Here is a 20373-nt window from a genome sequence, read left to right as displayed (position 1 = left end):
TTCCCGGAAATGAATTCCCCAGGTAATTCGAAAAAGCGTGCAGTTGCCTTTGCAGCCATTTCCGGATGGGATGTGAATTTCCATTCCGAAGGGCTCCGACCACCATGCCTGTGCTCACCCGGCTCGTCCTGCCGCACGCCGCTCCCCGGGTGACCACCGCGCGCCCCGCGGACGAGGGGGACGTGGTGTTCGGCCTGCTGCGCGCCCGCTGGCACGACCGCGGCCTGGAACTCACCGGCTTCGCCCGCCCCCAGGGCCTGGACACCCGCCGCCCCGGATCCGCCTGGACCTGGCTGACCCTGCGCCACGAGGACGCGGACGCACCGCCGCTGCACCTGCGCTCCAGACCCCGCAGGATGCCCGAGGTCACCGACGACAGCGCCCGGCCCGAGCACAACCACGACTGGTCCGGTTTCACCGTCCTGCTGGCGCCCGGCCGGCTGCGCCGGGACGGCCGGTGGCTGCTCGGCGACTGGCGGATCGAGACCACCCTCTTCACCCGCCCGCGCGCCGTCCGGGTGCGCCGCCACTACGGCGCCCTGGCCCCGCACTGGTGCGGCTCCGGCGAGTACCCGCCGGCCTGCTGGGTGGACCACGACGTCCGCCTCCAGCCGTACTTCGAGGACGGCCGGCTGCGGCTGCGGCTCGAACGCCCGGCCGTCCGGATCACCCGGGCCGCCCGCACCGCCGTCGGTCTCGGCCTCGGCGGCGTCGCCGACTCCTGCCCGGCCGGCACCGTGCTGCGGCTGCGCCACCGGCAGAGCGACGCGGTGATCGAGCAGCCGCTCACCCGTGGCGGCGACAGCTTCACCGTCCGGCTGCCGTACCGGCCGTTCACCGCCGAGGGGCGCGGCCGCGGGGACCTGGAGCACTGGGACGCCGAACTGCTGCGGCCGGACGGCGGCACCGAGCAGCTGTGCCTCGACGAGCGCGGCGGCCCGGTGGCCGGCCAGCACCCGCTGCCCGACACCCACGACCGCGTGCTCTACCTCAAGCACCTCGCCGACGGCCGCCTCCAGCTCTGCGTCCAGCCCGCGGTCGGCCTGGTCGACCGGATCGCGGTGCGGGCCGACGGCTTCGAGCTCTCCGGGCACTGCCCGGAGCCGGCCGCGGACCGCCTGGAGCTGGTGCTGCGGCACTCCGGCACCGCGAGCGAGGTCCGCGGCCCGGTCGCGAGCGGCCCGGACGGCCGCTTCCTGGCCCGGGTGCCCGCCACCCGCACCGGCTCGGACGGCGCCGCACTGCCGCTGCGCAAGGGCATCTGGGAGGCCTCGCTGGAGCCGCCCGACGGCGCCGGGCCGGGCCGGTCGCTGCTCGCCGCCCCCGCCGCACTGCCCGCCGTCCCCGCCGCCGCCACGGCCGGCGGCAAGCGGATCCTGCTGCAGCGCCGCTGGCACGACACCCTGCTGGTGGACTCCACCCCGGTGCTCAGCGCCGCCGAGCGCAGCGCCTGGACGCAGCGCCGGCAGCGCGCCGAGCACTACCCGGCCGCCCGCCGCGCACCGCTGCGCGACGCGGTGCTCTACGACGTGTTCGGCGGCCGCGGCTACGCCGACTCCCCGCGCGCGGTGCACGCCGAACTCGTGCGCCGCAGCGCGCCGTTGGCGCACCTGTGGGCCGTCGACGACGCGCAGGCCGCGGTGCCGGCCGGGGTCACCCCGGTGCGGGTCTGGAGCCCCGAGTGGTACCGGGCGCTGGCCACCTGCCGCTACCTGGTCGGCAACACGCACTTCCCGGACTTCCTGGAGCGCCGCCCCGGCCAGGTCGTCGTGCAGACCTGGCACGGCTCGCTGCTGAAACGGATCGCCCACGACGTCGAGAACCCCTGGCTGGCCGACCACGGCTACCTGGCGGCGCTCGACCGGGAGACCCCGCAGTGGAGCCTGCTGCTCTCCCCCAGCCCGTTCGCCACCCCGATCCTGCGCCGCGCCTTCCGCTACGGCGGCGAGGTGCTGGAGTCCGGCTACCCGCGCAACGACGTGCTCGCCCGCCCGGACCCGCGGACCGCCGCGGCCGTCCGCCGCCGGCTCGGCGTCCCCGACGGCAAGCGGATCGTGCTGTACGCGCCGACCTGGCGCGAGGACCAGCGGCGCGGCGACGGCGACGGCTTCCGGCTCGACCTGCGGCTGGACCTCGACCACGCCCGTCGGCTGCTCGGCCGGGACCACGTGCTGCTGGTCCGCCCGCACGCGCACGTGCGCGAGCCCCTGCCGGGCGCGGGGGACGGCTTCCGGTACGACTGCGGCGACTACCCCGACCCGCAGGAACTGCTCCTGGTCGCGGACGTGCTGGTGACCGACTACTCGTCGATCATGTTCGACTTCGCGATCACCGGCCGTCCGATGTACTTCTTCACCTACGACCTGGAGCACTACCGCGACACCCTGCGCGGCTTCTACTTCGACTTCGAGCCGAACGCCCCGGGCCCGCTGGTGCCGACCTCCGCCGAACTGCTCGGCGCGCTGCGCGAACTCGCCGACCGCGGCGGCGGGTTACCCCCCGGCTACGCCGAGCGCTACCGGCGCTTCCAGGCCGAGCACTGCGCGCTGGACGACGGCGGTGCGGCCCGCCGGGTGGTCGACCGGATGCTCGGGGCGCAGCCCGCCGCGGGCCGGTCCCGGGCGGCGCCGGGAGCGCGCCGGAACCGCCGTCAGGAGAAGGAGTAGCTCCGCCAGGGCCGCCAGACCTCGTCCGCGTCGAACCGGGAGAGACCGAAGCCCGGCACCACGAAGGACGCCCGGAAGCCGCGCGCCTGCTCGTACGCCTGGTCCAGCACGTCGTCCGGCAGGCCGTGGGCGACCGTCACGTGCGGGTGGTACGGAAAGGCCAGCTCGCGGGCCAGCGGGCCGGAGCGGACGTCCGCCTCCAGCAGCCGGCACTCCTGCGCGCCCTCCTCGACCCGGACGTACACCACCGGGGAGACCGGGCGGAAGGTGCCGCTGCCGCGCAGCAGCATCCGGAACGGCCGGTGCGCGGCGGCGACCGCCGCCAGGTGCTCCTCGATCTTCGGCAGCGCGTCGGCCGGCACCTCGGTCGGCGGCAGCAGCGTGACGTGCGTCGGTATCGACCGGGCCAGCGGATCGCCGTGCCCGGCCCGGGCGTCCTGGATCGCCGCGCCGTGCGGGTCCGGGACGCTCACGGACACGCCGATGGTGACGACCTCCGGGAGGTCGCCACCACCGGGCAGGTGTGTGAGGGGAGTCACCGCTTGGCGGCCGGGAGGAAGCCGATCCGGTCGTACACCGTCTCCAGCGTCGCCGACGCCACGTCGCGGGCCTTCTCGGCGCCGATCGCCAGCACCCGGTCCAGCTCGGCCGGGTCGTCCAGGAAGGTGCGGGTGCGCTCCTGGAAGGGGGTGACCCACTCGGTGAACAGCTCGGCCAGCTCGGTCTTCAGGGCGCCGTACATCTTGCCCTCGAAGTGCGCGACCAGCTGCTCGACGGACTGCCCGCTGAGCGCGGAGTGGATGCGCAGCAGGTTGGAGACGCCCGGCTTCTCCTCCTCGTCGTAGGACACGACGGTGCCGGTGTCGGTGACGGCGCTCTTGAACTTCTTGGCGCTGACCTTCGGGTCGTCCAGCAGGCTCACCAGACCCTTGGGCGAGGAGGCCGACTTGCTCATCTTGACGGCCGGGTCCTGGAGGTCCTGGATCTTCGCCGTCTCCTTGAGGATGTACGGCTTCGGCACCGTGAAGGTCGGGCTGTAGCGGGTGTTGAAGCGGTCGGCGATGTCGCGGGTGATCTCCACGTGCTGGCGCTGGTCCTCGCCCACCGGCACGGCGTCGGCCTGGTAGAGCAGGATGTCCGCGATCTGCAGGATCGGGTAGGTGAACAGGCCGACGGTGGTGCTCTCGGAGCCGTAGCGGGAGGACTTGTCCTTGAACTGGGTCATCCGCGAGGCCTCGCCGAAGCCGGTGAGGCAGTTCATCACCCAGGCGAGCTGCGCGTGTTCGGGCACGTGCGACTGGACGAAGAGCGTGCAGTGGTCCGGGTCCAGGCCCGCGCCGAGCAGCTGGGCGGCGGAGATCCGGGTGTTCTCGCGCAGCGTCGCCGGGTCCTGCGGCACCGTGATCGCGTGCAGGTCGACGACCATGTAGAAGGCGTCGTTGTCCTTCTGCAGGTCGACCCACTGGCGCACCGCGCCCAGGTAGTTGCCGAGGTGGAACGAGCCGGAGGTGGGCTGGATGCCGGAGAGCACCCGGGGACGCTCCTTGACCGGACCGGTGACCGCTGCGTTGACCATGCGGGCCATTCTTCCAGTTCCACCGGTCGCTCAGGAAACGTCCGCCCCCGGAGGTTCGGCCAGTGTGACGGCACTCACCCTCACCCGGGCGATCCGCCGGCCCTCGACCTTGGCCACCGTCAGCAGCACCCCGCCGCCGCCGTCCAGCGGGACGCGCACCTGGTCGCCGTCCCGGGGCAGCCGGCCGAGCGAGGCGACCAGGCAGCCGGCCACCGTCTCGTAGGGACCCTCGGGCAGGGTGACGCCGGTCTCCTCGGCGAAGTCCCCGAGGTTGAGCAGGCCGTCCAGCTCCATGCCGCCGCCGGCCAGCCGACGGGTGGGGGCGGACTCCGGCCGGTCGTACTCGTCGCGGATCTCGCCGATCACCTCCTCGACCAGGTCCTCCAGGGTGACGATCCCGGCGGTGCCGCCGTACTCGTCCACCACGATGGCCAGGTGGTGGCCCTCGCGGCGCATCTCGCCCATCGCCTCCAGCACCCGCTTGGTGCCGGGCAGCAGCTTCACCGGGCGGGCCAGGTCGCGGACCTTGGCGGCCTGCCCGCCGCGCGCGCCGTACAGGTCGCGGACGTGGACGAAGCCGACCACCGCGTCGGCGCTGCCCTCGACCACCGGGTAGCGCGAGTGCGGGGAGGTGTCGGCCTGGTGCCGCACGGCGGCCAGCGGGCGCTCGGCGTCCAGGAAGGTCACCTCGGTGCGCGGGACCATCACCTCGCGCAGCTGGCGCTCGCCGGCGGCGAACACGTCGGCGATCAACGCCCGCTCGTCGCTGCCCAGTTCGGTGTTGGCGGCGACCAGGCCGCGCAGCTCCTCGGAGCTCATCGAGCCGCGCCCGGCCGTCGGGTCCCCGCCGAGCAGGCGGACCATCAGGTTGGTGGAGTGGCCCAGCAGCCAGATCACCGGGCGCAGCACGACCGACATCACGTCCACCACCGGGGCGGCGATCACCGCGATGGACTCGGCGCGCTGCAGGCCGATCCGCTTGGGGGTCAGCTCGCCGAGCACCAGCGAGACGTAGCTGATCACCAGGGTGAGGCCGACCAGGGCGACCGCGTCGGCCACGCCCTCGGACAGGCCCGCCCGGACGAACACCGGGGCGAGCTTGCCCGCCAGGGTGTCAGCGCCGAAGGCGGCGGACAGGAAGCCCATGCAGGTCACCCCGACCTGGACGGCGGCCAGGAAGCGGTTGGGGTCGGCGGCCAGGTGCGCGGCCCGCGCCGAGCGCCGGGTGCCGTGCGACTCCAGCGTCCGGATCTGGCCCTCGCGCAGCGAGATCAGCGAGATCTCGGCGACGTTGAAGAGCCCGCCCAGCAGGATGAAGACGAGGACGAGCGCGGCGTCCCCGAGGGTTTCGTTCACAGCGGGCCAGTGTAGGGCGGCCGGTGCGGGGCCCCGAGGCCGGACACGGCGGCGGCCCGCCGCTTCCCCGGGGGGAAGTCGGCGGGCCGCCGGTGCTGCGGTGCGGGCGGGCTCAGATGAGGCCCAGCTCCTGGACCGCGTCGCGCTCCTCGGTCAGCTCCTGGACCGAGGCGTCGATGCGGGCGCGCGAGAAGTCGGAGATCTCCAGGCCCTGGACGATCTCGAACTTGCCGTCCTTGGTGGTGACCGGGAAGGAGGAGATCAGGCCGGCCGGGACGCCGTAGGAGCCGTCGGAGACGACACCCATGGAGGTCCAGTCACCCTCGGCGGTGCCGTTGACCCAGGTGTGGACGTGGTCGATGGCGGCGTTGGCGGCCGAGGCGGCCGAGGAGGCGCCGCGGGCCTCGATGATGGCGGCGCCGCGCTTGGCGACGGTCGGGATGAAGTCGTTCTCCAGCCAGGCCAGGTCGCTGCCGACGGCCTCGAAGGCCGGCTTGCCGGCGATCTCGGCCTGGAAGACGTCCGGGTACTGGGTCGCGGAGTGGTTGCCCCAGATGGTGACGCGCTTGATGTCCGAGACCAGGGCGCCGGTCTTGGCGGACAGCTGGCCGACGGCGCGGTTGTGGTCCAGGCGGGTCATCGCGGTGAAGCGCTCGGCCGGGACGTCCGGGGCGTTGCGCTGGGCGATCAGGGCGTTGGTGTTGGCCGGGTTGCCGACGACCAGGACCTTGATGTCGTCCGCGGCGTGGTCGTTGATGGCCTTGCCCTGCGGGCCGAAGATGCCGCCGTTGGCCTGCAGCAGGTCGCCGCGCTCCATGCCGGCGGTGCGCGGACGGGCGCCGACCAGCAGCGCGACGTTGGCGCCGTCGAAGGCCTCGTTCGGGTTGTCGGTGATCTTGATGTCGCGCAGCAGCGGGAACGCGCAGTCGACGAGCTCCATGGCGGTGCCCTCGGCGGCCTTCAGGCCCTGCGGGATCTCCAGGAGGCGCAGGTTCACCGGCACGTCGGCACCGAGCAGGTGGCCCGAGGCGATGCGGAAGAGCAGCGCGTAGCCGATCTGGCCGGCGGCTCCGGTGATGGTGACGTTGACGGGGGTGCGGGTCATTTCTACCTTCTCCAGCAAATCGCCAGGTGCCCCAGGCACACCGGCGCACTGGAGCCGAGGATGGTCTCTCGACATCGAGAGACCGGCGTCAGGTTATCGCAAAGGGAAGCGTACGCCGCGTGTGCGGGCGTGGCTGATGCGTCACAGACGCACCGCGGCCCCCGCCCCGCCCCGGGAGTCCGGGGAGTGGGGCGGGGGCCGCGGCGGGCCGGACCGGTCGGCGCCCCGGCCGGTCGGTGCTGCCGGTCAGTGCTTGGGCCGGCCCATCAGCTGGCCGATGTTGTCCAGCAGCGGAATCTGCACCCACGGGTTCGGCTGGGCGACCAGGGTCAGCAGCACGATCGAGGCGCCCAGGAAGGTCAGCACGATCACGTCGGTGAAGCGGCTGCGCACCGCCAGCATCCCGACCTCGGGCAGCACCAGGCGCAGCACCGCGCCGAGCAGCACGCCGCCGCCGAGGATCAGCAGCCCGTACTTGAAGCCGTCCTTGAAGTCGGCGAACCAGGTGACCGCGAGGCCGGCGCCGACCACCAGCAGGACCAGCGTTATCGGCCACTGCCGGACCGGCAGGGCGTGCTCGCGTCCGAGGGCCGCGGCCGAGCCCTCGGGCGGCAGGGTGCCGGTGGTCTTCACCGGCCTGTGCCGGGACCGCGCCGGTCGCGGTTCAGTCATGTTCGCCGTCCCAGGGGTGTCAGATGCCGGCGCGGCGCTCGGCCGCCTCGACGATGTTGTTGAGCAGCATCGCGCGGGTCATCGGGCCCACGCCGCCGGGGTTCGGGGAGATCCAGCCGGCCACCTCTGCCACGCCCGGGTGGACGTCGCCGACGATCTTGCCCTCGCTGCGGCTGACGCCCACGTCCAGCACCGCGGCGCCCGGCTTGACGTCCTCCGGCTTGACCAGGTGCGGCACGCCGGCGGCGGCCACGATGATGTCGGCCTTGCGCAGGTGGGCGCTCAGGTCCCGGGTGCCGGTGTGGCACAGGGTCACCGTGGCGTTCTCGGAGCGGCGGGTCAGCAGCAGGCCGATCGAGCGGCCGACCGTGATGCCGCGGCCGACCACGACCACCTCGGCGCCGTTGATCTCGACGTCGTGGCGGCGCAGCAGCTCGACGATGCCCAGCGGGGTGCAGGGCAGCGGGCCGTCGATGCCCAGGGCGAGCCGGCCCAGCGAGGTCGGGTGCAGGCCGTCGGCGTCCTTGTCCGGGTCCATCAGCTCCAGGACCGGGTTCTGGTCCAGGCCCTTGGGCAGCGGCAGCTGGACGATGTAGCCGGTGCAGGACGGGTCGGCGTTGAGCTCGCGGACGACGTTCTCCACGTCCTCCTGGGAGGCGGTGGCGGGCAGCTCGCGCTGGATCGAGGCGATGCCGACCTCGGCGCAGTCCTTGTGCTTGCCGTTCACGTACCAGCGGCTGCCCGGGTCGTCACCGACCAGGACGGTGCCGAGGCCGGGCGTGACGCCCTTCGCCTTGAGGGCCGCCACGCGGGCGGCGAGTTCGGACTTGATCGCGGCGGCGGTGGCCTTGCCATCGAGAATCTGGGCAGTCATGACCCCATTCTCCCGGATCGCGGCAGGGAGCCGTACCACGGGCGGCCGGGTCCCGCGGCGGCGGCCGGTCGGACGGCCGGACGGGTACGGAACGTCCGTACCGCATTGCGGTTGCGCCACAGTCTCGACCCGGCGCCGGAACCGGCTGGACAGGGCGCTGCCGTCCGGATGACGATGTTGCCCGCATACCCTGCCGCAACCAGGCCCGGTGACGGGCCGACGGATACCGCGGCGGGGCGTATCCGGGGGAAAGAGCCAGTGATCCGACCACAGCAGTCCGAGCAGCCCGACCGCCGCAGCGCCGCGTCCGCCGCACTGCGCCCGTCCCGGTCCGCGCTCGCCCGTTCATCACGCTGCTGAGCCGGTCGTACCGCCCGCCACCGCCGCCGGGCTGTCACCGCGCCCCGATACCGTCCCGTGCTGTCGCCGACCCGACTCGCGACCGCACCAGGGGCCTCCGCCGTCCCGTCCCCGCGTCCCCGTAACTGCCCGGAGGCATCGATGAGTTACCCGCCCGACCCGAACAACCCGTACGGCCAGCCGCCGGCCGCCCCGGGCTACGGCTACCCGCAGCAGGCCCCGCCGGCCGCGTACGGCTACCCGCAGCAGCCCCCGGCGTACGGCTACGCGCCGGTGGCGCCGCCGCGCTCCATGCCGGGCCTGGTGATGACCGCCCGCGTCCTGCTGTTCGTCGTGGGCGGCGTGCAGGTCCTCCTCACGGGCCTGCTGCTGATCGTGGCCGCGAGCGCCAAGACGGTCGCCAACCAGCACAGCACCAGCAGCGACACCGCGATCTTCGGCAACGCGGCCGCGGGCGTGCTGCTGGTCCTCGGGATCCTGTACCTGCTCGCCTCGGTGCTCTCGATCACGCTCGGGGTGAAGTTCGGCAAGGGCGGCCCGGCGACCCGGATCACGACCATCGTGTACGGCTCGGTCGCCCTGCTGCTCGGCGCGCTCGTGACGATCAGCGCGATCACCGGGAGCACCCAGGCCCAGGCCGCGGGCAGCGGCTTCGGCGTGGTGGTCGGCGTGCTGTGGATCGGGATCTGCGTGCTGTGGATCGTCGCCATGAGCACCCGGGAGGGCGTCGACTGGTTCAACCGGCCGCGGTACTGACCGGCCCGTAGGAACCCCGCCCGTACCGCATGACAGAGCGGCCCGGCTCCCCTCGGGGGCCGGGCCGCTCTGTCATGCCGTCACGTCATCAGTGGAAGAAGTGCCGCGCACCGGTGAAGTACATGGTCACGCCGGCCTCGGCGGCCGCCGCGACGACCTCCTCGTCGCGGATCGAACCACCGGGCTGGACGATGGCCCTGACCCCGGCGGCGATCAGGATCGCCGGGCCGTCCGCGAACGGGAAGAAGGCGTCCGAGGCCGCGTACGCGCCCTTGGCCCGCTCGCCGGCCCGCTCGACCGCGAGCTTGCAGGAGTCGACCCGGTTGACCTGGCCCATGCCGACGCCGACCGAGGCGCCGTCCTTGGCCAGCAGGATCGCGTTGGACTTGACAGCCCGGCAGGCCCGCCAGGCGAAGGCCAGCTCGGCCAGCTCGGCCTCCGACAGCGCCTCACCGGTCGCGAGCGTCCAGTTCGCCGGGTCGTCGCCCTCGGCGTGCACCCGGTCGGCGTCCTGCAGCAGCACGCCACCGGAGATCGGGCGGACCTCCTGGCGGTTGGCCGGGGCCTCGGGGGCGAGCAGCACCCGCAGGTTCTTCTTGCGGGTCAGCACCTCCAGGGCGCCGTCCTCGTAGCCGGGGGCCACGACGACCTCGGTGAAGATCGGGGCGATCTGCTCGGCCAGCTCGACGGTGACCGGGCGGTTGACCGCGATGACGCCGCCGTACGCGGAGACCGGGTCGCAATCGTGCGCCTTGCGGTGCGCCTCGGCGACGTCGGCGCCGGTCCCGATGCCGCACGGGTTGGCGTGCTTGATGATCGCCACGGCCGGCTCGGCGTGGTCGTAGGCGGCGCGGCGGGCGGCGTCGGTGTCGACGTAGTTGTTGTACGACATCTCCTTGCCGTGCAGCTGCTGCGCGCCGGCCAGGCCGCCGGTGCCGTCGCTGTAGAGCGCGGCGCCCTGGTGCGGGTTCTCGCCGTAGCGCAGCACGTTCTGCCGCTCCCAGGTCGAGCCCAGGAACTCGGGGAAGTGCTCGTCGCTCGGCGCGTAGCCGGCCTCGAACCAGGAGGCGACGGCCACGTCGTAGGCGGCGGTGTGGGCGAACGCGGCACCGGCCAGGCGCTTGCGGGTGGCCAGGTCGAAGCCGCCCTCGCGGACGGCGGTCAGCACGTCCTCGTAGCGGGCCGGGTCGACCACGACGGCCACCGAGGGGTGGTTCTTGGCGGCGGCGCGGACCATGCTCGGGCCGCCGATGTCGATCTGCTCGACGCACTCGTCCGGGGTGGCGCCGGAGGCGACGGTGGCCTTGAACGGGTAGAGGTTCACCACGACCAGGTCGAAGGGCTCGACGCCCAGCTCGGCCAGCTGCGCGCGGTGCGACTCCAGGCGCAGGTCGGCCAGCACACCGGCGTGCACGCGGGGGTGGAGCGTCTTCACGCGCCCGTCCAGGCACTCCGGGAAGCCGGTCAGCTCGGAGACCTCGGTCACCGGGACACCGGCGGCGGCGATCCGGCCGGCGGTGGAGCCGGTGGAGACGATGGCGACCCCGGCGGCGTGCAGGCCCTGGGCCAGCTCCTCCAGACCGGTCTTGTCGTACACGCTGATCAGCGCGCGACGGATCGGACGGACGTTCTCCGAAACGGGCGTGGTGGTGGAGCTGGCACTCATGCCGGGATCCATACCTTTCGGTCCTCGATGCGGTGACCCTCGCGGGCCAGCCGGCCCACGACGTCGACGAGCAGCTTGCGCTCGACAGTCTTGATGCGCTCGTGCAGCGCGTCGCCGCCATCGGCGTGGTCGGCGTCGACGACCTCGACGACGCCCTGCGCGATGATCGGCCCGGTGTCCACGCCGGCGTCGACCAGGTGGACGGTGCAGCCGGTGACCTTCACGCCGTACGCGAGCGCGTCGGTGACGCCGTGGGCGCCGGGGAAGGCGGGCAGCAGTGCGGGATGGGTGTTGACGATCCGCCCGGCGAAGGCGGCGATGAACTCGGGGCCGAGGATCTTCATGAATCCGGCCGTGACCACCAGGTCCGGCTCGTACTCGGCGACGGAGGCGGTCAGCGCGCGGTCCCAGGCGGCCCGGTCCGGGAAGTCCTTCACCCGGTGAACGAAGGTCGGCAGGCCCGCCTTCACGGCGCGCTCCAGGCCGGCGATCCCGTCCCGGTCCGCCCCGACGGCGAGGACCTCGGCGCCGTAGGCCGGATCCGCGACGGCGTCCAGCAGCGCCTGCAGGTTGGTTCCGGAGCCGGAGACCAGCACCACCAGGCGAGCCGGTCCGGACGTACGGGGCGGGAAGTGCTGGGCGGGGGCGGCGGCCACTGCGCGATTCTCCGTAGGTCGGGCGCCGTGCGCTGGTACGTCCACCGGCGGTGGGGCCACTACGAACGGCAGGTCGAGCGAGGGGGAACACCAGGAAAACCCGCCGCGACGCGGGCCCCGGGAACCGATGTGAGCTGCTGACCGTCACCACGATAACGGCTGGTCGGACGGCCTCCGAACCCTCCCGGCGGCGCTACGCGCGTAGTTGAGACGGGGATCTCCTCGGGCCCGCCGCACCGGAGTTGTGCCCGGCCCGGCGGGGGCCGACCGGGCCCGGGCACCGGCCCGCCGGTCGGTCGGCGAACGGCTGCGGGATCATTGGGGGGCGCGGGAGACCGCGCCGACCGCGCCGACCGCGGGACCGCGACGACCGCGGGCCCCGGCCCGGCTCCCGCCGAGCTCCGGCCGAGCTCCGACCGACAAGGATTGGCTGAACCCATGAGCAGCGGCGACGACACCGACGAGCGCAACCCCTTCGCGCCGCCGCCGGCGGACGCCCCGGACCAGCCGTGGCAGCCGCGCAGCCCCTGGACCGGCGGGGACGGCTCCGGCGGTCAGGGTGGCGAGCGCCCGCAGCTCCCGCCGCCGTGGGGCTCCGGCCAGGGCGAGGGCGAGCCCGGTCGGCGGCCCCCGGCCCCGCAGCCGCCCCGGCTCGACCCCACGAACCCGGCCCACCGCCGGGCCCGCAACGCCGCGCTGGCCGGGCCGTTCGCGCTGGTCTGCCTGTTCACGGGGTTCCACTGGATCGCCCTGCTGGTCGGGGTGCTCGGCATCGTCTGGGGCGTCGCCGCCCTGCGGAGCCCGCGGCCCGCCCCGGGCGCGGCCGGTGCGCCGGCGGGTCCGGCCGCCACGGCGAGCCCGGTCGGCCCGGTCGGCCCGGCCCGCGGGGGCTCGGCGCCGAACCCGCTCGTCCCGGCCGCGCTCGCCGGGATCCTGACCGGTGCGATGACCGTCGTGGTCGCCACCTCGGTGGTCGGCCTCAACTACCACTACCGCGCGTACGTCACCTGCGTCCGCGACTCGCTGACCTCCGTCGGAGCCCAGAACTGCGACCGCTACGCGCCGCCGTGGTACGTGGACTTCACCGGGAACGCCGAGTAGCCCGGGCGGCCCGCCCGCGCGACGGTCCGTCAGTCGAGCGGGTCCGCCTCCGGCTCCGCGGGCTCGCGGGCGGGCCCGGACAGGTGCAGCACGAGGGCGTACGTACGGGCGCGCAGTCGCAGTGCGCCCCGGTGCGCCTGCCGCGCGAGCCTCGCGTACACGCCCCCGCCGTCCGCGGGGGCGAGCACCAGGTGCCGGACGAGCAGGGCGCCCGGGACGGCCACCAGCGCGAACCAGCCCGCCGCCGCCAGGCCCGTCGACCACGGCACCGGCCCCAGCCGGGCCATCCGCCCGCCCGCCAGCGCCCCGCCGGACAGCCAGCCCAGCAGCGCCGCCCCCGCCCCCACCACGAGGGCCGCCGCCAGCGCGGCCGTCACCGTCGCGGCGGGCGGCCAGGGCCCGGCGCCCTCCTCGTCGCCTCCGGTCGCCCCGGCCGGGCCCCGCCGGCCCGCCGCCGCCCGGCCGAGCAGCACCGCCGGCACCACCCCGGCCAGCAGCGGCAGCACCAGCGCCGCCCACCGCCAGCCGCCCGGACCGTCGGCCGGCAGCAGCGCGAACAACGGGAACTCCGGCACCGGCCCCAGCGCCGTACCGTCCGGCGACACCACCGTCCCGGCGCCCACCGCGAACCCGGGGCCCAGCGCGTACGCCGCGCCCCACAGCACCGCGTTCGGCAGCAGCACCAGCGCGAGCAGCGACAACCCCAGCACCGCGGCGGGCCCTCGCCCCAGCAGCGCCATCCCGCGGCCGCCGCCGGTCGCCGCGTCCAGCACCGCCGACAGGGCCACCAGCACCCCACCCGCGGCGACCAGCCCGGCCCCGGCCGCCACCGCCGCGGCACGCACCACCGCCGCGCCGCCGGCCGGACGGCACGGCGGCGGGAGGCGGTCCAGCGGGAAGCCGGCGAACGGGCCGCCCCCGGCGTCGACCGAGCGGACCCCGGCAGCCGTCGCGAGGGCCGCCACCAGCGCGACCACCAGGACGTCCGGCATCACCCTGCTGCGGAACAGCCCGGCGCCCGCACCGTGCAGCGCGACCGCGACCGCGACCGCCACCGCGCAGTAGCCCGCCCACAGGGCCACCGGCCCGCCCCAGCGCGAGCGCAGTCCGCGCCGGGCCGCCACTGCGGCGCCGGCCCGGTGGAGCCGGACCACGGCCAGGACGCCCAGCAGCAGCGGAGTGACGGTCAGTGGGGTGTCCGCCTCCCCGCGCAGCACCGGCGCGCCGTGCCCGAGCAGCCAGAGGACCCCCGCCAACCGGGTGGCAGCGGCCGCGCCGTCGTCCGCGTACGGCGTCACCACCCACAGGCCGAACACCGGCGCCCCGACCGCCGCCAAGCCGACCAGCGCCGTCCGCACCCCCGCCAACAGGTCGGCCAGCGCGGGGCGTCCGCCCAATTCTCCCGGCGCCTCCAGGATCGGACGGCCCATCAGCTGCGTCATGCGCCACATCGTGCCAAGGCGACTCGCCATGCTCCGTGAAGCGGCAAACCGCCGCCGTGTCCCAGATTATTGGCTTATGCGCATTTTCAGACCCTGCCCCCGCACCGTCGGCACCCCGGCCCGGAGTGTCTGATGACCACGCCGCCGACCGCGGACTCCCCCACCCCCGAGCGCCACCGCGACCCCGCCCGCGCCGACCACTCCCCGGCGCGCCTGCTGCGGAAACTGACTCCCCGTGAGGCCCAGACCCTCGCCCACCTCGCCGCCGGCCACGACCTCCCCCGCACCGCCGCCTCCCTCGGCGTCACCCCCACCACCGCCCGCAGCTACCTCCTGCGCGCCATGCGGAAGCTCGGCGCCTCCAGCGCGGCCGAGGCCGTCACCCTCGCCGCGGGCTCCCTGCCGTACGTCCCGCCCCCGGGCCCGGCGAACTTCGCCGGTCTCACCCCGTCCTCCCTCGGCCCCGTCTCCTCCAACGGCCGGCCGACCGCCTACGGCGCAGCCGCACCGACCGGCGCGCAGGCGTCGGGGCGCCCCGACGCCGCGGGCGCGCCGGACGGGCTCCCGGTCTCCGGGAGCGGCGCCGGACGCGACGCCGGACGCGACGGCGGACGCGACGGCGGACGCGACGGCGGACGCGACGGCAACGCCCGCGTGGCACCAACCGGGCCGACGGCGGCGCCCCCGCCCGCGAACCCCCGGGCCGCGGCCCCCACGGTCCCGGACCGGGAGGAGGCGCCCACGGCTGACGGGCGGGGCCCGGCCACCGGCGCCCGACGCGGCCGGTCGGCGCAGCGCGCCCGGCCGGAGCGCGGAGACACGGCGCACACGCCCGCGCGCGGGCGTCCGGCCACCCGTCCCGACCGCGCCACCCCGCCGAACCGCCCCGACACCGCTCCGGCAGCCGACGAGGGGCCGCGCACCGGCGCCGTCAGCGGCCCGGCACCGTCGGCCGCCGCACGGCGAGGACGACGGGGCCGTACCGCACCGGTCGTCGCGACTACGGCACCGGTCGTCGCGAAGGAGACCGCACCGGCTGAGACGGCGGCACACGGGAGAAGCGGTGCCGCGGACGAGGACGGACCGCGACCGGCCGACGTCGGCCGCGCGCAGCAGGCCGCCCGGGAGGAGCGCGACGGCAAGGCCGAAGCTCCCGCTCCGGAGCACCGGCAACCCCCCTCCGCCGACCGCACGGCCCCCTCGGGCGCCGTACCGGACCGCGAGGAGCCGACGGGGACTCCCCAGGCCGCCACGGCGGAGGGGCCGCAGCGCCGCTCCGGCGGCGGGCGGGCGCAACCGGGTCCGGACACGCCCCCGCCCGCCGCGGCCGGGCAGGACCGCGACCCGTCACCGGCCGTCCCGCCGGCCGCACCGCTCCCCGCCGACCTCCCGGCGCCGACCTTCGAGGAGCTGTACGAATCGGCGCACACCCGCCTGGTGCAGCAGGCGTTCCTGCTGACCGCCTGCCGCCACCGCGCGGTGCACTGTGTGCGGCGGGCCTTCGGGGAGGCGCGGCGCAGGTGGCCCGCGGTGGCCGGATCGGGTGATCCGGAGGGGTGGGTGCGGCTGCGGGCCTTCGAGCTGGCACTGTCGCCGTGGCACCGGGGCGGGCCGCGGCGGGCGCACGCGTGGAGCCTTCCGCACCGGCGGATCAAGGTGCGGCCGGCGGACGAGTCGCAGGCGGTCCTGCCGGACCACGACCGGCTGACCGACCGGGACCGCGCGTTGCTGAAGGCCCTCAAGCGCCTGTCGCGGCCGCAGCGCCGGGCGCTGGTGCTGCACGACGGACTGGGGCTGACGGCGGCGGCCATCGCCGTGGAGGTGGAGTCGACGCAGGCGGCCGCCGAGGGGCGGGTGTGGACGGCCCGGACGGCGCTGGCGCTGTGGGTGCCGGACCTGGTGGGGCCGGATCCGGCGGCGCCGGGGTTCGCGGACGGGCTGAGCCGGCTGCTGCACCGGGCGGCGGTCCGGGGTTGCCCCCAGCCGCACCGCTCGCCGATCCCGGTGCTGCGGGCCCGGCACCGGTTGTGGACGGCGAGCCGGACGGGCGCGGCGGCGCTGCTGACGGTGGCGGTGGGCGGGGCGACGCTGGCGACTCTGGCGGGGGTGCGGCCTGCGGTGCTGTTCCGGCCGTCGGATCCGCCGACGCCCTCGCTGTGCCTGCCGGTCGGCGAGGCGCAGGAACCGGGCGTGCCGGTGCTGCCGGGCGGGGCGCCGAACGGGATCAGCAGCCTGTGGTGCAGCCCGGCGCCGGGGCTGGAGGCGGTGCTGGTGGAGCCGCACACCCAGGCGGTCGCGCGCTGGGAGCTCCCGGCGGCGGCCCGGGGAGCGGACGCCCCGCCGCCGCGGGGTCCGGCGGCCTGCCGGATGTGGTCGCCGCTGCCCTGCACGACGGGGCCGACGGGTCACTGAGGGACAGGCCCCGAGAGAGGGGTCGCCGAGAGACGGGCCGCCGAGAACAGGCGAGCGCCCCCGCCCGGGGAGGGCGGGGGCGCTCGCTGCGCTTCGGCGCGGGGATCAGGCCTGGGCGGCGATGATCTCGCGGGCCAGGCGGGCGGTCTCGGACGGCGTCTTGCCGACCTTGACACCGGCGGCCTCCAGGGCCTCCTTCTTCGCCTGGGCGGTGCCCGAGGAGCCGGAGACGATGGCGCCGGCGTGGCCCATGGTCTTGCCCTCGGGGGCGGTGAAGCCCGCGACGTAGCCGACGACCGGCTTGGTCACGTTCGCCTTGATGAAGTCCGCGGCACGCTCCTCGGCGTCGCCACCGATCTCACCGATCATGACGATGATCTCGGTCTCCGGGTCCTCCTGGAAGGCCTTGAGAGCGTCGATGTGGGTGGTGCCGATGACCGGGTCGCCACCGATGCCGACGGCCGAGGTGAAGCCGATGTCGCGCAGCTCGTACATGAGCTGGTACGTCAGGGTGCCGGACTTCGAGACCAGGCCGATCTTGCCGGAGGTGGTGATGTCGGCCGGGATGATGCCGGCGTTCGACTGTCCGGGGCTGATCAGACCGGGGCAGTTCGGGCCGATGATGCGGGTCTTGTTGCCCTTGGCACCGGCGTGCGCCCAGAAGGCGGCGGTGTCGTGCACCGGAACGCCCTCGGTGATGACGACGGCCAGGCCGATCTCGGCGTCGATGGCCTCGACGACGGCGGCCTTGGTGAAGGCCGGCGGCACGAAGAGGACCGAGACGTCGGCGCCGGTCTTCTCCATCGCCTCGGCGACGGAGCCGAAGACCGGGATCTCGGTGCCGTCGACGTCGACCGTGGTGCCGGCCTTGCGCGGGTTGACACCGCCGACGATCTGGGTGCCGGAGGCGAGCATGCGGCGGGTGTGCTTCATGCCCTCGGCGCCGGTCATGCCCTGGACGATGACCTTGCTGTCCTTGGTAAGGAAGATAGCCATGGTGTTAAGTCCCCTTCCTTACTTGTTGGCCAGCTCGGCGGCGCGGTCAGCGGCGCCGTCCATGGTGTCCACGCGCTGGACCAGCGGGTGGTTGGCGTCGTCGAGGATCTTGCGACCCAGCTCCGCGTTGTTGCCGTCCAGGCGGACGACCAGCGGCTTGGTGACGTTCTCGCCCTTGCTCTCCAGGAGCGCGAGGGCCTGGACGATGCCGTTGGCGACCGCGTCGCACGCGGTGATGCCGCCGAAGACGTTGACGAAGACCGACTTGACGTCGGGGTCGCCCAGGATGATCTCCAGGCCGTTCGCCATGACCTCGGCGGACGCGCCGCCACCGATGTCGAGGAAGTTGGCGGGCTTGACGCCGCCGTGCTTCTCACCGGCGTAGGCGACCACGTCGAGGGTGCTCATGACGAGGCCCGCGCCGTTGCCGATGATGCCGACCTGGCCGTCGAGCTTGACGTAGTTCAGGCCCTTGGCCTTGGCGGCGGCCTCCAGCGGGTTGGCCGCGGCCTTGTCCTCCAGGGCCTCGTGCTCGGGCTGGCGGAACTCGGCGTTCTCGTCCAGGGAGACCTTGCCGTCGAGCGCGATGATCTTGCCGTCACCGGACTTGATCAGCGGGTTGACCTCGACAAGGAGGGCGTCCTCCTTGATGAAGACGGTCCACAGCTTCTGCAGGACCTCGGCGACCTGGTCGGCGATCTCGGCCGGGAACTTCGCCGCGGCGACGATCTCGGCGGCCTTCTCCGGGGTGCAGCCCTCGTTGGCGTCGACCGGGATCTTGGCGAGCGCCTCGGGGTTCTGCTCGGCGACGACCTCGATCTCCACGCCGCCCTCTACGCTGGCCATGGCCAGGAAGGTGCGGTTGGTGCGGTCCAGCAGGAACGAGACGTAGTACTCGTCCTTGATGTCCGCGGTCTGGGCCAGCATCACCTTGTGAACGGTGTGGCCCTTGATGTCCATGCCGAGGATCTGCTCGGCCTTGGCGACGGCGTCCGCCGGGTCGGCGGCGAGCTTGACGCCACCGGCCTTGCCTCGGCCACCCACCTTCACCTGAGCCTTGACGACGGCGCGGCCGCCGAAGCGCTCCGCGATGGCGGCAGCGTCTGCGGCGGTCTCGATGACATCGCCGTCAAGCACGGGCACGCCGTGCTTGGCGAAGAGGTCCCTCGCCTGGTACTCGAACAGGTCCACGTGTTTGTCCTTGTTCGTGGTCGCGGATTGTGTCTCTACGAGCGTGCCACGGCAGGATCTTCGCTGCGGGTCGTCGGGGCGGTGCGGGTACGCAGAGGTACGGCCTTGCGGCCCACACAGCCACGGGCGCACACGTCAATCAACACGCGCGTCACGTCCGTCTGGCAGGTTATCCCCGTGGGACGGGACTGTTCCGCCCGGGGGCCTGCCCGTCTTGGGTGAGAACCGTCACAGACACCCTAGAGCGTCCCGGTGAACGCCCCGTCCACCGATCGGGTGGATTCCCGCGTCCGGGTGAATCCGTCACACCCCCTGGTCAGGCACCGCGATCGGGCGCTTCTCGATGGCCGCGGCCATGATCCCGGGGAAGGCGTCCGGGGTGCAGGCGAAGGCCGGCGCGCCGAGGGCGGCCAGAGCGGCGGCGTGCGCGTGGTCGTAGGCGGGCGCACCTTCGTCGGAGAGCGCGAGCAGGGCGATGAACTGGACGCCAGCCGCCTTCATCGCGGCGACCCGCTTGAGCATGCCGTCCCGGATGCCGCCCTCGTAGAGGTCGCTGATCAGCACGACGACGGTCTCGGAGGGGCGGGTGATCCTCGACTGGCAGTAGGCGAGCGCGCGGTTGATGTCGGTGCCGCCGCCGAGCCGCGTCGCGAACAGGACGTCCACCGGGTCGCTGAGCTGCTCGGTGAGGTCGACCACCGAGGTGTCGAAGACGACCAGCCGGGTGTCCAGGGTGCGCATCGAGGCGAGCACCGCGCCGAAGACCGCCGAGTGCACGACCGAGGACGCCATCGAGCCCGACTGGTCGATGCAGAGGATGACGTCCTTCTTCACCGCGCGCTGGGCGCGGGCGTAGCCCACCAGCCGCTCGGGGACGACGGTGCCGTGCTCGGGCAGGTAGTTCTTCAGGTTGGCCCGGATCGTCCGGTCCCAGTCGATGTCGCGGTGCCGGGGGCGGTCGACCCTGGCACTGCGGTCCAGGGCGCCGCCCACGACGGCCCGGGTGCGGTCGGCGAGCCGGCGCTCCAGGTCGGCGACCACCTTGCCGACCACCGCCCGGGCGGACTCCCGGGTGGTCTCGGGCAGCGCGTGCTTCAGCGAGAGCAGGGTGCCGACCAGGTGGACGTCCGGTTCGACGGCCTCCAGCATCTCCGGCTCCAGCAGCAGCCGGTCCAGGCCGAGCCGGGTGATCGCGTCCTGCTGCATCAGCTGGACGACGGTGGACGGGAAGTACGTCCGGATGTCGCCCAGCCAGCGGGCCACCTGCGGGGCCGAGCCGCCCAGTCCGGCGCTGCGGCGGCCGCCGCGGCCCGCCCGGCCGCCGTCCTCGGGCGCGCCGCGGTAGAGCGCGGCGAGGGCGCCGTCCATCGCGGCGTCCCGGCCGCGCAGGGTGCAGCCCGTACCGTCGGCCTCGCCGCCGAGCACCAGCCGCCAGCGGCGCAGCCGTTCGTCGGTCGTGGGCGTTGCCATCTCGTCCTCCTCCTTCAGCGGATGTCGGGTGGTGCGGGTGTCGGTGGTGCGGGTGCCGGGCGGGCCGGGCGTGG

Annotated in this window: 16 protein-coding genes; 4 read left to right on the top strand and 12 right to left on the bottom strand. The window is 74.4% G+C overall.

Annotated features, from left to right (window positions below):
- The first annotated feature begins 104 nt into the window (after positions 1 to 104).
- Complete coding sequence (locus ACIGG8_RS19020) at positions 105 to 2666, top strand: CDP-glycerol glycerophosphotransferase family protein (RefSeq protein ID WP_396549266.1); 2562 nt, start codon at positions 105 to 107, stop codon at positions 2664 to 2666.
- On the opposite strand, the gene ACIGG8_RS19015 is transcribed toward ACIGG8_RS19020, so the two are convergent.
- The 6 genes from ACIGG8_RS19015 to ACIGG8_RS18990 form a co-directional block, all read right to left on the bottom strand.
- Positions 2651 to 3205, bottom strand: a complete 555-nt coding sequence (locus tag ACIGG8_RS19015) for a 2'-5' RNA ligase family protein (RefSeq protein WP_396549264.1) — start codon at positions 3203 to 3205, stop codon at positions 2651 to 2653. The two genes, ACIGG8_RS19020 and ACIGG8_RS19015, sit on opposite strands and share 16 nt — an antisense overlap.
- Entirely contained in the window at positions 3202 to 4242 is a 1041-nt protein-coding gene (trpS, locus tag ACIGG8_RS19010) for a tryptophan--tRNA ligase (protein ID WP_350519976.1), read from the bottom strand. Before trpS ends, ACIGG8_RS19015 begins: the two co-directional genes overlap by 4 nt.
- A gap of 30 nt (positions 4243 to 4272) precedes the next feature.
- Positions 4273 to 5598: a hemolysin family protein gene (locus tag ACIGG8_RS19005; RefSeq protein WP_396549262.1), complete on the bottom strand. Its 1326-nt coding sequence runs from the start codon at positions 5596 to 5598 to the stop codon at positions 4273 to 4275.
- 112 nt (positions 5599 to 5710) lie between these two features.
- Positions 5711 to 6703 carry a malate dehydrogenase gene (locus ACIGG8_RS19000; RefSeq protein ID WP_350519974.1) on the bottom strand — a complete coding sequence of 331 codons (993 nt, stop codon included), beginning with the start codon at positions 6701 to 6703 and terminating at the stop codon, positions 5711 to 5713.
- A gap of 246 nt (positions 6704 to 6949) precedes the next feature.
- The gene (locus tag ACIGG8_RS18995; protein ID WP_350519973.1) at positions 6950 to 7375 is read right to left on the bottom strand and encodes a DUF3017 domain-containing protein; all 426 of its coding nucleotides are present in this window, start codon (positions 7373 to 7375) and stop codon (positions 6950 to 6952) included.
- A 19-nt stretch (positions 7376 to 7394) separates the two neighbouring features.
- Positions 7395 to 8249 (bottom strand): bifunctional methylenetetrahydrofolate dehydrogenase/methenyltetrahydrofolate cyclohydrolase, encoded by an 855-nt coding sequence (locus ACIGG8_RS18990; protein WP_350519972.1) that lies wholly within the window; start codon positions 8247 to 8249, stop codon positions 7395 to 7397.
- Between the two features lie 501 nt (positions 8250 to 8750).
- Between ACIGG8_RS18990 and ACIGG8_RS18985 the strand changes: the two genes are divergently transcribed.
- A complete protein-coding gene (locus tag ACIGG8_RS18985) occupies positions 8751 to 9365 on the top strand; it encodes a hypothetical protein (protein ID WP_350519971.1) in 615 nt (204 codons plus the stop codon).
- Positions 9366 to 9453: 88 nt separating this feature from the next.
- Here ACIGG8_RS18985 and purH read toward each other — a convergent pair whose 3' ends face one another.
- Positions 9454 to 11031, bottom strand: a complete 1578-nt coding sequence (gene purH, locus ACIGG8_RS18980) for a bifunctional phosphoribosylaminoimidazolecarboxamide formyltransferase/IMP cyclohydrolase (RefSeq protein ID WP_396549259.1) — start codon at positions 11029 to 11031, stop codon at positions 9454 to 9456.
- Complete coding sequence (gene purN / locus ACIGG8_RS18975) at positions 11028 to 11687, bottom strand: phosphoribosylglycinamide formyltransferase (RefSeq protein WP_396549257.1); 660 nt, start codon at positions 11685 to 11687, stop codon at positions 11028 to 11030. The genes purH and purN overlap by 4 nt, the downstream gene beginning before the upstream one ends.
- 438 nt (positions 11688 to 12125) lie before the next feature.
- Here purN and ACIGG8_RS18970 point away from each other — a divergent pair, with 438 nt between their 5' ends.
- Positions 12126 to 12788 carry a hypothetical protein gene (locus ACIGG8_RS18970; RefSeq protein ID WP_396549255.1) on the top strand — a complete coding sequence of 221 codons (663 nt, stop codon included), beginning with the start codon at positions 12126 to 12128 and terminating at the stop codon, positions 12786 to 12788.
- 29 nt (positions 12789 to 12817) lie between these two features.
- Here the strand turns inward: ACIGG8_RS18970 and ACIGG8_RS18965 are convergent, their stop codons facing one another.
- Entirely contained in the window at positions 12818 to 14230 is a 1413-nt protein-coding gene (locus ACIGG8_RS18965) for a DUF6350 family protein (protein WP_396549254.1), read from the bottom strand.
- Between the two features lie 132 nt (positions 14231 to 14362).
- On the opposite strand from ACIGG8_RS18965, the gene ACIGG8_RS18960 reads away from it, so the two are divergent.
- Positions 14363 to 16642, top strand: coding sequence for a LuxR C-terminal-related transcriptional regulator (locus ACIGG8_RS18960; protein WP_396549252.1), 2280 nt, complete (start codon positions 14363 to 14365; stop codon positions 16640 to 16642).
- A 105-nt stretch (positions 16643 to 16747) separates the two neighbouring features.
- On the opposite strand, the gene sucD is transcribed toward ACIGG8_RS18960, so the two are convergent.
- From sucD to ACIGG8_RS18945, 3 genes are all read right to left on the bottom strand, one after another.
- Positions 16748 to 17638 (bottom strand): succinate--CoA ligase subunit alpha, encoded by an 891-nt coding sequence (sucD, locus tag ACIGG8_RS18955; RefSeq protein WP_350519965.1) that lies wholly within the window; start codon positions 17636 to 17638, stop codon positions 16748 to 16750.
- A gap of 18 nt (positions 17639 to 17656) precedes the next feature.
- Positions 17657 to 18829, bottom strand: coding sequence for an ADP-forming succinate--CoA ligase subunit beta (gene sucC / locus ACIGG8_RS18950; RefSeq protein ID WP_396549251.1), 1173 nt, complete (start codon positions 18827 to 18829; stop codon positions 17657 to 17659).
- Positions 18830 to 19132: 303 nt separating this feature from the next.
- Positions 19133 to 20299, bottom strand: a complete 1167-nt coding sequence (locus ACIGG8_RS18945) for a VWA domain-containing protein (protein ID WP_396549250.1) — start codon at positions 20297 to 20299, stop codon at positions 19133 to 19135.
- Positions 20300 to 20373: the final 74 nt, after the last annotated feature.

This window comes from Kitasatospora sp. NPDC085464, from assembly GCF_044541955.1.
GTDB lineage: Bacteria > Actinomycetota > Actinomycetes > Streptomycetales > Streptomycetaceae > Kitasatospora.
Note: the sequence above shows the minus strand (reverse complement) of the source record. Positions and strands in the feature narration are given on the sequence as shown.

What these genes read in the sequence shown, in the direction of transcription:
- ACIGG8_RS19020 (WP_396549266.1), top strand. Translation starts at nt 105, where the DNA reads ATGCCTGTGCTCACCCGGCTCGTCCTGCCGCACGCCGCTCCCCGGGTG.
- trpS (WP_350519976.1), bottom strand. Translation starts at nt 4,242, where the DNA reads ATGGTCAACGCAGCGGTCACCGGTCCGGTCAAGGAGCGTCCCCGGGTG.
- ACIGG8_RS19000 (WP_350519974.1), bottom strand. Translation starts at nt 6,703, where the DNA reads ATGACCCGCACCCCCGTCAACGTCACCATCACCGGAGCCGCCGGCCAG.
- ACIGG8_RS18995 (WP_350519973.1), bottom strand. Translation starts at nt 7,375, where the DNA reads ATGACTGAACCGCGACCGGCGCGGTCCCGGCACAGGCCGGTGAAGACC.
- ACIGG8_RS18990 (WP_350519972.1), bottom strand. Translation starts at nt 8,249, where the DNA reads ATGACTGCCCAGATTCTCGATGGCAAGGCCACCGCCGCCGCGATCAAG.
- ACIGG8_RS18985 (WP_350519971.1), top strand. Translation starts at nt 8,751, where the DNA reads ATGAGTTACCCGCCCGACCCGAACAACCCGTACGGCCAGCCGCCGGCC.
- purH (WP_396549259.1), bottom strand. Translation starts at nt 11,031, where the DNA reads ATGAGTGCCAGCTCCACCACCACGCCCGTTTCGGAGAACGTCCGTCCG.
- ACIGG8_RS18970 (WP_396549255.1), top strand. Translation starts at nt 12,126, where the DNA reads ATGAGCAGCGGCGACGACACCGACGAGCGCAACCCCTTCGCGCCGCCG.
- ACIGG8_RS18965 (WP_396549254.1), bottom strand. Translation starts at nt 14,230, where the DNA reads ATGACGCAGCTGATGGGCCGTCCGATCCTGGAGGCGCCGGGAGAATTG.
- ACIGG8_RS18960 (WP_396549252.1), top strand. Translation starts at nt 14,363, where the DNA reads ATGACCACGCCGCCGACCGCGGACTCCCCCACCCCCGAGCGCCACCGC.
- sucD (WP_350519965.1), bottom strand. Translation starts at nt 17,638, where the DNA reads ATGGCTATCTTCCTTACCAAGGACAGCAAGGTCATCGTCCAGGGCATG.
- ACIGG8_RS18945 (WP_396549250.1), bottom strand. Translation starts at nt 20,299, where the DNA reads ATGGCAACGCCCACGACCGACGAACGGCTGCGCCGCTGGCGGCTGGTG.